Here is a 12,098-nt window from a genome sequence, read left to right as displayed (position 1 = left end):
TGTCGGCGACGTCGGTCGTGACCAACGGTGGGTAGCGGTGGACGAGGTTTCCCGACCGCCGCCGGTAGTCGACGACGAGGTCCAACAGATCCTGTCCTCTGGGGCGTCGTCCGGGCCGGACGTCGCACGTGCCGACCTTGCTCTCCTGAATCAGGACGTTGGGGTCGAGGGTGATGCCGAACAGGTCGTTGGCCGAGTCGCCGGTCACCAGGCCCTCGTAGCCGAAGTGGTACGGCAGCCAGACCTGGTGGATGACCCGGCCATCCACGCGCAGCGGCGTCACCCGGTCGGTCACCAGCACCTTCGCCTCGACGGCCGCGCGGCTGGTGACGAGGTGGGCCCAACCCAGGTGACTCAACCCTCGCAGGGCCGCCAACTCCGGCGACACCTCGACGAACATCTCGGGCTGCAACTCGGCCAGGGGCGAGACGGTCCGGCTCATCCCGCCGGCGGTGTGGTGCTCGGTGAGCCGGCTGACGGTGAACACGTACGGGAAGACCTCGCTGTGCTCCTGCGGCGGGCTCGGGTTCAACGTGTTGATCGGGTGCGTGTAGACCTTGCGGGTCGGGTTGGCCTGCTGCCGGTACAGCGGGTTGCGCACCGGCGACTCGACCGGCTCGTAGTGGGTGGGCAGCGGGCCGTCCAGGACACCGCTGGGCGCGTACAGCCAGCCCTTGCCGTCGCCCTGGAGGATGAACGGGTCGTCGCCGGCGATGCCCGCCACACCCGAGGTGTTGGGCGGAGGCCGGTACGTCGGCGCCTTGTTCTTCTCGAAGTCGGGCACGTCGTAACCGGTCCACTCACCCTTGTCCGGGTCCCACCAGACGTACTTCTTGCGTTCGCTCCACGGCCTGCCCTCCGGGTCGGCGGAGGCCCGGTTGTAGAGGATGCGCCGGTTCGACGGCCAGGCCCAGCCCCACTCCAGGGCGACCAGGGACTGCTCGGCCCCGGGTTTGCGGCGGGCGGCCTGGTTGACACCGTCGGCGTACACGCCGGTGTAGATCCAGCAGCCGCCGGCGGTGGAGCCGTCGTCCTTCATCTCGGTGTAGCTCGACAGCGGGCGGCCGCTGGCCACGTCGTACCCGTTGATCTCGTACAGCACCGCCTCGGCGCTCGGCTCCGCGGTCGGGCCGTGCGTCGGGTAGTTCCAGTTCAGGTCCAGCAGCGCCCGATCGCGGGGCCGGGTCGACTGCGCCAGCCGTTCCCGGATGATGCGGCCGAGGTGGTAGAAGAACCACAGCTCGGAGCGGGCGTCGCCTGGTGGCTCGACGGCCTTCTCCCGCCACTGCAACAGCCGTTGGGTCTGGGTGAAGGTGCCCTCCTTCTCCACGTGGGAGGCGGCCGGTAGGAAGAACACCTCGGTGCGGCACTGCTCGGGCACGATCTCGCCGGTCTCGATCTCCGGTGCGTTCTGCCAGAACGTGGCGCTCTCGATCATGAACAGGTCGCGGACGACCAGCCAGTCCAGGTTGGCCATGCCCAGGCGCTGCGCGCGGCCGTGCGCCGAGCCGACCGCCGGGTTCTGCCCGAGCAGGAAGTACCCCTTGATCTTCCCGTCGATCATGTTCAGCACCTGCTGGTACGTACCGTGGTCACCGGTCATCCGCGGCATGTACCCGTAGCAGTAGTCGTTCTCGGCGGTGGCCGCGTCCCCCCAGTACGCCTTGAGCAGGTTCACCCCGTAGGCGCGGGCGTTGCCCCAGAAGCCCTTCTGACCGGGGTGGCGGATGCTGTCCACCCACTCGTCGAAGGTGGGGTGGTCGGCATGGTGCGGCATGGGCAGGTAACCGGGCAGCAGGTTGAACAGCGTCGGGACGTCGGTGGAGCCCTGGATGCTCGCGTGCCCTCGCAGCGCCATGACTCCGCCACCGGGGCGGCCCATGTTGCCCAGCAGCAGTTGGATGATCGCGCCGGTGCGGATGTACTGCACACCCACGCTGTGCTGCGTCCACCCCACCGAGTAGACGAGCATGCTCGTCCGTTCCCGGCCCGAGTTCGCCGCCCACGCTTCGGCCAGTTCGAGGAACTTGTCCTGCGGGATGCCGCAGACCCGCTCCACCATCTCCGGCGTGTAGCGCGCGTAGTGCCGTTTGAGGATCTGGTAGACGCAGCGGGGGTGCTGCAATGTCTCGTCCCGCTGCGTCTGCCCGTTCACCGGGGCGCCGTGCGACTCGTGCTCCAACCCGGCGGCGGTTTCTCGCTGCGTCTCGGTGTCGTGCTTGGAGCCGTTGGACTCGTCACCGACGTACTGCCAGCTGGTCTGGTCGTAGGAGGCGTTCTCCTCCTTGAACCCGGAGAAGAGCCCGTGCAGATCCTCGGTGTCGCGGTAGTCCTCGGTCACGATCGTGGCCGCGTTGGTGTAGGCGACGACGTACTCCCGGAAGTCCAGCTCGTTGTCGAGGATGTAGCGGATCACGCCACCGAGCAGGGCGATGTCGGTGCCGGCCCGGATCGGCAGGTACGCGTCGGCCACCGCGCTGGTCCGGGTGAACCGTGGGTCGACGTGGAAGACCTTCGCCCCGCGGCGCTTGGCCTCCATCACCCACTGGAAGCCCACCGGGTGCGCCTCGGCCATGTTCGAACCCTGGATGACGATCATGTCGGAGTTCGACAGGTCCTGCTGGTACTGGGTGGCGCCGCCACGACCGAAGCTGGTCCCCAGACCGGGGACGGTGGCGGAGTGTCAAATACGTGCCTGGTTCTCGATCTGCAACGCGCCCGCCGCGGTGAACAACTTCTTGATGAGGTAGTTCTCCTCGTTGTCCAGGGTCGCCCCACCCAGACTGGAGATGCCCAGCGTCCGGTTGAGCGGTCGGCCCTCGGCGTCGGCGTCCTCCCAGGTTTCGTCCCGGGCGGCCAGGACCCGGTCGGCGATCATGTTCATCGCCGTGTCGAGGTCGAGGTCCTCCCACTCGGTGCCGTACGGCCGGCGGTAACGGACCTTCGTCTGCCGCAGCGGACTGGTGACCAGGCTCTTGCTGGCCGCGCCCTTCGGGCAGAGCCGACCCCGCGAGATCGGGCTGTCCGGATCACCCTCGATCTGACTGACCTGCCCGTCCTTGACGAACACCCGCTGGCCGCACCCGACGGCGCAGTACGGGCAGACGGACCGGGCCACCGAATCGGCGGTTTCGGTACGGGAGGTGAGCGCGCGGGACCCGTCGGACTTCGCCGCGGCACCCCGGCCGAGAGGGTCGGTGCCGGTGAGCTGACGGTAGACCGGCCAGCCCTCGAACCAGCTGCGCACCCCCATCGCCGCACCTTCCCGACCAATCCCGCCAAATATGAACACTCTGACGTTAGATGAGCGGCCGGTCCGGTCGCAGCGGGATCACCAACAGTCATGCCTCTCCCGGCCCTTTCAGGCAGGCCGGGAGAGGCATGGAGTACGGGGCTGGTCAGTGCGGTTGCAGCTGCCCGATGCGCTGGTCGCTGAAGGTTCGGTAGCGGCGCAGCTCCCAGAACAACCAGCCGATGCTGATGATCGCCAACACGACGACGACCAGGGAGCCGGAGAACGTGTCCCAGAGGGTGTGCAGGACGACGACACCGAGGAACGTATCGATGAACCCGAAGAGCCGACCGACGCTCGGGCTCGCCCACAACGCCCAGAGCGCGCCGGCGTCAGCCCGGTGCAGGCGGCGTGACCGCGCCCACCGGCGCGAACGATCACCCATTTCGCGCAGTTTGGCGGACCAAGGTTACGAGGACCAGCCACGGCGCTGAGATCCTGCCGACTCCACTCAAGGCACTGCCTGACAACGATCGGGTGCCGAATCAGGGCTTCTGGAACATCAACGCCGCCGCCTCTGCGGTCACCTCGATCGCCCAATCAAGCTGCGGACAGTCATTGCGACCTTGACACTCCAGGCACCCACCTACCCGCCATGGTCGGTCGAGCGCCCTAGTCCAATGCGCGTCCAGAACCCTCTTGGCAGTAAACAGCTCAGTTGCCTTGGAGGCCGGCTCGCCGATCGGCATGGTCGGCATCCTCCCGCGATCATGATTAGTCCCACCTGGGGGGATGCTGGTCCCTTGATCGTTGTCAGCTGAACTGTTCGACACACCGAGCGGTGCCCTGTTGAGCTGCCACGGATCGACGTGGCGAACCCGCCGGCCGGGGTCGCTCAGACGACGTGCACCAGCCGGAAGCGCTCGGTCACCACCAGAGTGTCGTCGTTCACGGCGAAGTAGGGGTCGCCCAGCTCGGCGCGCACCTCGGCGCTGTGCCAGAACCTCTCGTGCCCCGCGCGCCACTGGGCCACCGACTCGTCGCCCTCCCCCTCGGCCAGGGCGTGTGGCAGGTCGACGTCGGCGAGCCGGATCACCCGTACATCGGTCAGCTCGATGGCCGCGACCCGCCGGCCGGCGGAGTCCACCACGGCGGACAGTTGGCCCACCTCGGGCAGCGGCTCGTTGGCGCACTCGTAACCGATCAGCAGGCCGGTCGTCGAGGTCTTCGCCCCGGACAGGATCGCGCCCACCAGCTTGTCCCGCAGTGGCCCGGGAAACGCGAACTCGGCGAGCGGAAGATCATCGAGGTCCATCCGCGGAGGGTACGCGATCCGGTGCGCCGTGAGGGACCCGTCGAGCCCGGGGAGTCGCCGGAGGAGGCGGCCCGCCGCGAACTGCTGGAGGAGACTGGTCTGACCGCGGGTGAGTTGCACCCGCTGTGGAGCGGTCCGCGTCCGTACGAAGCGGGCTTTCCCTACACCGTGACCGTCCACGTGTTCCGTGGCACCACCACGGCTCGCCAGGAGGACGTGGTCCTCGGTGAGGGGCAGGCCATGGTGTTCGTCTCCCGAGACGAGGTGCTCGATCGTGAGCTGGCGGTCTCTGCCGCGCTGGTCCTGCGCATGATCTGACGTCGGGTACGGCTACGGCGTGGCGATGGTCTGCCTGTCGCGAGCCACGCAGTACACGTCGCCGGAGTTCGCGTCGTGCGGCAGGTCGTGCAGGTGGGTCGCCAGGTCGGTCGCGGGTATCCAGCGGCGGAAGGTCATCGACTTGTCGTCGCCCAACGCGACGTCGAAGCCGTCGAAGCCGAGCGTGGTCAGGCGATCCAGGCACCGGTCGGCGACCGGACGCGCGATGGTGGTGAACTCGAACGAGAGCGCAGGCAGTGGGCGGCTCAGGCCGGCCAGCACCTCGTCCTCGAAACCCTCAACGTCGATCTTGGCGAAGGCCGGCACGCCGTACGTCTCGATCAGCGCGTCGACGGTGACCACCGGGACCTCGATGTCGGCGTCCCACACCTCGCCCTCCCACCCGCCCGCGCCCTTCGCCGCCCGCACGAAGTCCGGTGAGGCGGTCGACACGGTGGGATTGGCGGAGTTGACGTGCAACCGGGTGCGCCCGGGGAACGCGCCACAGGCGGCGTCGATCAGGGTCACCTGGTCGTCGTCGGCGTAGATCGCCCGCAGGGCGCGCAGACACAGCGGCTGCGGTTCGACGGCGACGACCCGGGCACCGAGGCGACGGAAACTGCCGATGTGGTCGCCCACGTGGGAGCCGATGTCGAAGACGAGGTCCCCGCTGCTGACGAAGCGGGAGTAGAAGGCGTCCATCCTCGCGTCCCGCTCGGGATCGCCGTAGTAGACGTCCAGCGACCGGTGCAGCAGGGACAGGGCCGGATCGGTCCGGAGCGCGGCGATCCTGGTGTCGGTGCTAGCCGTCATCTGTCTGGGTCCAGTCCGTGAGAGAGGTGGCCGGGGTTACGGTCCGAAGGCGGTCAGGAACCGGTCCCGGAAGGCGTCCATCCGCCAGACCGGTGCCTGCGGACCGGGCTTCAGCCCGTCCTGCCAGCCCCACCCGGAGATCCGGTCCAGCACGGCCCGATCCCGGGTGATGATCGAGATCGGGACGTCGCGGCTGGCGTTCTCGCCGGTGACGACGGCGGCGGGCTGGTGGTCACCGAGGAAGATGAACACGAGGTCGTCGTCTCCGTAGGTCCGCACGTAGGAGATGAGCGTGCCCAACGTGTACTCGATGGACTTGCGGTAGTCCGCCCGGATCTGGGTGGTGTTGCGGCGCTTGTCATCCGACCTGCCGGCGCCGGCCCCGCGGTAAACCGCGCCGTCGCCGACGTCGGCCCAGTCAAGCAGCGGGGGGACGGGCGTCCAGGGCGCGTGGCTCGACACCAGCGCCAGCTCGGTCATCACGTTGCCGTCGCGATTCGCCTGTTCCAGGCGCTGCCAGCTGGCCAGGGTGTACTGGTCGGGCGGGGTGCCGAAGCTGAACTTCGGGCCACGGTACGCGAGCGTCTTGGCGTTGTAGAACCGGTCGTAGCCGAAGAAGGCGCCCTCCGGCCACGCCCTGGTGACAGCGGGCATCACGCCGACGGTCTGCCAGTTCGCCCGTCGGAAGGCGCCGTTGAGGGTCATCCGGTCACTGGCCAGCAGGGTGCGGTGCCGCTGGTCGTTGTCGATCCAGAGGCCGGAGAGCAGCGTGTCGTGCGCGAGCCAGCTGCCGCCGCCGAAGGTCGGTGAGGTGAGGAAGCCGCTCTGCGCGGCGAAACCCGCGGCGCTCAGTTCGCTGGTGCCGCGGTCGAGGAGCGCGCCGACCTGCGGCGCGAACTCCGGGTCCTCGACGGCGTCCCGGCCGTAGCTCTCCACGAAGGCGACGACCACGTTCTTGCCCCGCAGCGCGGTCAACAGCTGGTCACCCGGGGTGTCACCGAACCTGTCGGCCTCGATCAGGGCGCCGAACGTCTCGCGGTCGTCGAGGCGCAGGCGTACCTGGAAGCCGTGGCCGTTGGCCAGGGTGGTCGCGGAGGTGTCGGCGACCGGCACGCCCTCGACCACCCGCACGTTGAACGCGGCGCAGGCCACCCAGACGACCACCAGCGTGGCCACGATCCGGGTGGTCCCGGTGCGGTGCCGGACCACCAGCCGCCGCAGTCGCCGCATCGACAGCGTGACCAGTGTGGGCAGGCCCGCGACCACCACCGCCAGGGTGATCGCCGCGCCGATGGCGGCGGGCCGCCCGTACGACTCGCTCAGGAAGGCGAACCCCTCGTCGAGGAGCGCCCAGTCGAGCACCGGGTCGAACGCCCGGCTGAGCGAGGCGGAGAACCCCAGGTCGAGCAGTTTCAGCAGGCCGAGAAGGCCGAGCGCCACGCCGGAGAGCGTCGCCAGGAGTCGGCTGCCACGAGACGGCAGGGCGAGCAGGAGGGCCACGACCAGCAGCGCCTCCAGGGGGATCCGCACGAACGCCGCCGGGCTGAGCCGGCCGAAGTCGTACGGCAGGGTGAGGACGAGCAGCACGAGCAGCGCGGCCAGCACGGTCGTCAGCCGGGCCGCGACGGAGCGTTTCGGCCGGCCCTCGGCCTCGCCGCCGTCGGTGGCGGTCGTGTCCGAGTCTTCGCCCCTCATCGGCCTCCGTCCCTGGCTCGGCAGCTGACGTACGCGCGTCATGAGCGACAACCCGGGCATCCTTCCATGATCTTTGTCGGGCGCGGCATCCGGGCGGCTCAGACGCGGGCGATCCCACGTCCGGCCACGGCGACCGTGGGGCGGTCCGCCCAGGGCAGCCCATCGGTGCGGCCCGAGCCCAGCCCGGCCAACGCCGCGTCGGCGCTCGGGACGCTGTGACTCGGCTGGCCGCTCGCGTGGACCCTCACGCCCGGGGTGTCGTGGATGACGGTGCGGCGCAGGTGACGGGTCGTCCAGAGCCACGCGACGTCCCGCCCGAACGACTCGACCAGCAGCGCCAGCGACGCCAACAGCACGACGGTCGTCAGCGGCGCGGGTAGCGCGTCGCCCATCGCCACCGTCAGCACCACGCCCTGGATGGCGGCGACGACCTTGCGCCAGTAGCGCGGCGGCAGGGATCCGCGCATCCACCCCAGCACCCAGCTCGCGGCGACGAAGACGTACCGCATCGCGCCGATCGCGAGCACCCAGCCGCCCACCGCGGGGGCCACGTGCAGGCAGAGCACCAGGACCAGGAAGGAGTCGATCTCCATGTCGAACCGTGCGCCGAGCTCGCTGGTGGTCCCGGTGCGGCGGGCCGTGTACCCGTCCACGGCGTCGAGGGCCAACGCCACGCTGGTGAGGACGACCATCAGGGTGATCGGCGCCGACCGGCCGAACGAGTCGGCGGCCAGGGCCGTCACGCCGCCGACGAGGATCGCCCGACTCAGGGTCACCCGGTCGGCCGGGCTCAGCGCACCCGCGCCCGAGCGGGACATCCCCCGGCTGAGCAGGGCGCACAGGACCACCCCGTAGGCCAGCCCCGCCACCCAGCCCGCCGTGCCCAGACCGACTGTCTCCGCCAGCACCGCCAGCAGGACGATCTGCGCGAGCAGTCCGATGACCGGACCAGTTCGAACCGTTGACATCGTGCCTCCGCGACTCTGGTGGGTGACCCTGACCGTCATCACGGAAAATATGACCGATCGGTTCATTCTGAACGCGACCCGCCAGGGTGTCACGGAGGGACGTGCCCCTTCGACAATCGGTTAATCGTCCACCGTGGCCAGCTCGTCGCCGGCTGACCGAGAAGCGTTGATCGTGCCGTGCGGGTCAGGGCGTCGGCAGGGTGAGCACGTCCGCCCCGTCGTCGGTGATGGCGATGGTGTGCTCGCTGTGCGCCGTCCGGCAGCCTGTCGCGCTGCGGAGGGTCCAGCCGTCCGAATCGGTGACGAGCGTGGCGGTGTCCGCCATGACCCACGGCTCCAGCGCCAGCAGCAGCCCCGGGCGCAGCCGGTATCCGCGACCGGGACGCCCGGTGTTGGACACGTGCGGGTCCTGGTGCATCGTCGACCCGACGCCGTGGCCGCCGAACTCGGTGTTGACCGAGTATCCCGCCGCCCGGAGAACCGAGCCGATCGCGTGGGAGATGTCGCCGATGGGTACGCCGGGACCGGCGGCGGCGATCCCCGCCTGCAACGCGCGCTCGGTGGCGTCGATCAGCGCGACGCTCTCCGGGGGCCGCACGTCGCCCACGATGAAGCTGATGGCCGAGTCCGCGACAACTCCGCCCTGGGAGACGGCGAGGTCGAGCGAGAGCAGGTCGCCGTCGGCGAGCGAGTAGTCGTGCGGCAACCCGTGCAGCACGGCGTCATTCACCGACGTGCAGATGTAGTGGCCGAACGGCCCACGCCCGAAGGACGGCTCGTAGTCGACGTAGCAGGACTGCGCCCCGGCCTCGGTGATCATGGCCTGCGCCCACCGGTCGATGTCCAGGAGGTTGGTGCCGACCACGCAGCGGCTCTTCAGCGTCTGCAGGGTGCCGGCGACCAGCGCGCCGGTGTCCTTGGCCCGCAGCACGTCGGTGGGGCTCAGGATCTCGATCATGCAGCGCCTTCCTCGGGTAACCAATAAGTATCCCGGCCATATTATCCCGGTACTAGAATCGGAGCATGGTCAGGTTGCCGCTCACTCCCGCAGAACTCGAACGCGGACAGCGCCTCGGTGCCCTCCTGCGTCGAGCCCGCGGAGAGCGTTCGATGCTCCTCACCGCGCTGGACGCCGGCGTCTCGCCGGAGACCCTTCGAAAGATCGAGTCCGGCCGGATAGCCACCCCCGCCTTTCCGACCATCGCGGCGATCGCCGACGTCCTCGGCCTCTCCCTCGACGCCGTCTGGTCGGAGATCAACACGTCGGACGGCAGCGCCGAACTCCCCCGAGCAACGCGCCGCACGGGTGAGCGGTTGGCCTCGTAGTCCCGATCCCGCAGGCGCGGCACGACCCGCCGCCCGGTGACCAACCACACGGCGCTGACCCCGGTCGGCGGGCCCGCCGCGAAGGCACCTACATCCCGGAAGTTGTGCGGATCTTGGCCGGCGCCGGGGGAGGTCCGCGCTCAGCGCGGGTCGGGCCACCACGGTTCGAGGAGGGCCGGGTCGGCGATGTACTGCGCCACCTGCGTCCGTTGCTCCAGGGTCAGGGGCAGCGCCTGGAGTCTCGCGCCCCACTCGGGCACCCGATCGGCCTTCTCCAACGCGGTCGCCAGTTCGATCAGGGCGGCCAGCGCCATCGCCTGCTCGACCGCCGGAGCGTCCTCGGCGCGGCGGCGCATCCCCGAGTCGAGCGCCCGGTAGGCCGCCCGGTCGTCCATCTTGAACTCACGCAGGATCCGCGCGTTGTCGAGCACCCGGGCCAGCCCCTCAAGCTCCTTCGACCCGCCGTACTCCACATCCTTCGGCTCGTCCCGCTGGATGAAGACGATGTTGTTGCCTGACGGGTCGATGATGCTGAACCGCGACGACCCGGCCCGGTAGCGGGTCATCCGGGGTAGACCCTTGATCAGCACCTTGCCGTAGCTGCGGCGCATCGCCTCGCTGAACACCGCGTGGTACGACGCCACCGCGTCCACCATCACCAGGCAGCCGCCGGAGTGCTCCTTCGTCGGGTCCAGGTCTTTGGGCGCCGGGCCGTAGTGCAGCTGGAGCCCACTCCAGGTGAACACCAGGTACACATATGGCCTGAGTTGCTCGAAAGCCACCTCGAACCCGAGGGCCCGCCAGAACGCCACGGTCTCCTCCGGGGCCGCGCAGTGCAGCAGCGGCACGATGGTCTCGTTCGGTTGGATGCTGTCCGCATTGGTCGTCATGATCGATCCCCGTCCGGTCGGCAGGCCGGCCATTGTGCCAGCACCGCCGAGCGGCTTCGACGGTTTCGTCTCCTACCCAGGGAGGAGGTCGGCTCCGACCAGCGGCCGCAACCGGGGCTTGGGGTCGGACGCGATCGGCGGCCGTGACCACGAACATCTACAGGCATGACTACCGTTGTGCGCCGGGCGGCGCGCTGGAACCGCCCGCTGATGTTCCTGGTATCCGTGATGGCGGTGCTGGCCGTCGTCGCCGTGGTCGGCATCCTCGTCGACCCGCGCGTCCTCACCGGGGCGCCGATCTGGCTCAAGCCGTTCAAGTTCGCTGTGTCGTTCGTACTGTACGGCGCGACGCTCGCCTGGATGCTCTCCCTGCTGCCGCGGCGCAGCCGGGCCGCCGAGAGGGCGACCGTCGTCATCGTCGCGGTGGCGGTCGTCGAGAACGCGTGGATCGTCGGTCAGGTGCTCCGCGGGCAGACCAGCCACTTCAACGCCACCACCCCGCTGAACATCGTGTTGGTCGCGTCGATGGGCGCGGCGATCATGTTCCTGTTCTTCGCGCACCTCGTCATCGGGATCGTGGTCCTGATCCAGCGGATCCCCGATCGGGTCGCCGCGACCGTCGTCGGGTGGGGGCTCGGCCTGTCCCTGCTGGGCATGCTCGCGGCGGTGCCGATGGCGCTGCCGACGCAGGATCCGGGGATCGAGGGGATCGGTGGGGCGCACAGCGTCGGCGTGCCCGACGGTGGGCCGGGGTTGCCGATCGTCGGCTGGAGCACCACCGGCGGTGACCTGCGGATCGGGCACTTCGTGGGCCTGCACGCCCTCCAGGCGCTGCCGATCCTGGCGATCCTGCTGAACCGCTTCGCCACACGGTTGGACGAGCGCACCCGCGCCCGGCTGCTGGTCGTCGCGGGCAGCGCGTACGGCGTCCTCACCGTGTTGTTGACCTGGCAGGCCCTGCGCGAACAGCCGCTGCTGCGGCCGGACGCCGTCACGCTCGCCGCGGTCGCGGCCCTGGTGGTCGCGACGGCGACCGCGACCGGCCTGGTGCTGGCCCGCCAACGTCGCCCGGAACTGGCGCTGGCCGCGTGACCGCGACGCTGTTCTCGCTGACGTTCGCGGTGGCCGCGCCGTTCTGGGCGCTGATGATCCTGCTGCCCCGCTGGTCGTGGACCGCCCGGATCATCGCCTCGCCGCTGATCGTCCTGCCGGTCGTGGTGATCTACGCGCTGCTGGTGATCCCGGCGTTCGGCGACGTGCTGCCGGCCGTGACGTCGCCGACCCTGGCCGGGGTGCGCGACCTGCTCGGCACCTCCGCCGGGGCGGCGGCGGGTTGGGCGCACATGATCGCATTCGATCTGTTCGTCGGGCGGTGGGCGTGGTTGGACAGCCGGGATCGGGGGGTGCCGGCGCTGGTGATGGCTCCGGTGCTGCTGCTGACCGTCCTGCTCGGACCGCTCGGCCTGGCCGCATACCTCGCGGTCCGGACCCGGTGGCGGCGGCCGACGGCCGTCGCCATCGGCCCGCAGCACCTAGGCTGA

The 12,098-nt window shown here is 69.8% G+C and carries 11 protein-coding genes and 1 pseudogene; 4 read left to right on the top strand and 8 right to left on the bottom strand.

Annotated features, from left to right (window positions below; all coding sequences use genetic code 11):
• Positions 1-4: 4 nt before the first annotated feature.
• The 3 genes and pseudogenes from fdh to AC5L30_RS01075 all read right to left on the bottom strand — a co-directional run.
• Positions 5-3,253: pseudogene (fdh, locus tag AC5L30_RS01085) on the bottom strand (formate dehydrogenase); the annotation flags it as partial.
• A 145-nt stretch (positions 3,254-3,398) separates the two neighbouring features.
• Positions 3,399-3,677 carry a hypothetical protein gene (locus AC5L30_RS01080; RefSeq protein ID WP_494864571.1) on the bottom strand — a complete coding sequence of 93 codons (279 nt, stop codon included), beginning with the start codon at positions 3,675-3,677 and terminating at the stop codon, positions 3,399-3,401.
• Positions 3,678-4,127: 450 nt separating this feature from the next.
• On the bottom strand, positions 4,128-4,547 hold the full coding sequence (locus AC5L30_RS01075) for an ASCH domain-containing protein (protein WP_494864569.1): 420 nt from the start codon (positions 4,545-4,547) through the stop codon (positions 4,128-4,130).
• Positions 4,548-4,568: 21 nt separating this feature from the next.
• Here AC5L30_RS01075 and AC5L30_RS01070 point away from each other — a divergent pair, with 21 nt between their 5' ends.
• Positions 4,569-4,865, top strand: a complete 297-nt coding sequence (locus AC5L30_RS01070; protein WP_494864567.1) for an NUDIX domain-containing protein — start codon at positions 4,569-4,571, stop codon at positions 4,863-4,865.
• Positions 4,866-4,877: 12 nt separating this feature from the next.
• Here the strand turns inward: AC5L30_RS01070 and AC5L30_RS01065 are convergent, their stop codons facing one another.
• The 4 genes from AC5L30_RS01065 to map form a co-directional block, all read right to left on the bottom strand.
• A complete protein-coding gene (locus AC5L30_RS01065; RefSeq protein WP_494864565.1) occupies positions 4,878-5,678 on the bottom strand; it encodes an FkbM family methyltransferase in 801 nt (266 codons plus the stop codon).
• A 36-nt stretch (positions 5,679-5,714) separates the two neighbouring features.
• On the bottom strand, positions 5,715-7,373 hold the full coding sequence (locus AC5L30_RS01060; protein WP_494864563.1) for a sulfatase-like hydrolase/transferase: 1,659 nt from the start codon (positions 7,371-7,373) through the stop codon (positions 5,715-5,717).
• A 98-nt stretch (positions 7,374-7,471) separates the two neighbouring features.
• Complete coding sequence (locus AC5L30_RS01055; RefSeq protein WP_494864561.1) at positions 7,472-8,341, bottom strand: CDP-alcohol phosphatidyltransferase family protein; 870 nt, start codon at positions 8,339-8,341, stop codon at positions 7,472-7,474.
• A 184-nt stretch (positions 8,342-8,525) separates the two neighbouring features.
• Positions 8,526-9,299: a type I methionyl aminopeptidase gene (gene map, locus AC5L30_RS01050; protein WP_494864559.1), complete on the bottom strand. Its 774-nt coding sequence runs from the start codon at positions 9,297-9,299 to the stop codon at positions 8,526-8,528.
• A 65-nt stretch (positions 9,300-9,364) separates the two neighbouring features.
• Between map and AC5L30_RS01045 the strand changes: the two genes are divergently transcribed.
• Positions 9,365-9,667: a helix-turn-helix domain-containing protein gene (locus AC5L30_RS01045; RefSeq protein ID WP_494864557.1), complete on the top strand. Its 303-nt coding sequence runs from the start codon at positions 9,365-9,367 to the stop codon at positions 9,665-9,667.
• Between the two features lie 140 nt (positions 9,668-9,807).
• On the opposite strand, the gene AC5L30_RS01040 is transcribed toward AC5L30_RS01045, so the two are convergent.
• Positions 9,808-10,557 (bottom strand): DUF8817 family protein, encoded by a 750-nt coding sequence (locus AC5L30_RS01040; protein ID WP_494864556.1) that lies wholly within the window; start codon positions 10,555-10,557, stop codon positions 9,808-9,810.
• Positions 10,558-10,722: 165 nt separating this feature from the next.
• On the opposite strand from AC5L30_RS01040, the gene AC5L30_RS01035 reads away from it, so the two are divergent.
• On the top strand, positions 10,723-11,649 hold the full coding sequence (locus AC5L30_RS01035; RefSeq protein ID WP_494864554.1) for a hypothetical protein: 927 nt from the start codon (positions 10,723-10,725) through the stop codon (positions 11,647-11,649).
• Positions 11,646-12,098, top strand: a complete 453-nt coding sequence (locus tag AC5L30_RS01030; protein ID WP_494864552.1) for an ABA4-like family protein — start codon at positions 11,646-11,648, stop codon at positions 12,096-12,098. The genes AC5L30_RS01035 and AC5L30_RS01030 overlap by 4 nt, the downstream gene beginning before the upstream one ends.

This window comes from Micromonospora sp. BQ32 (assembly GCF_059358895.1).
This window is presented reverse-complemented; position numbering and strand designations above follow the sequence as displayed.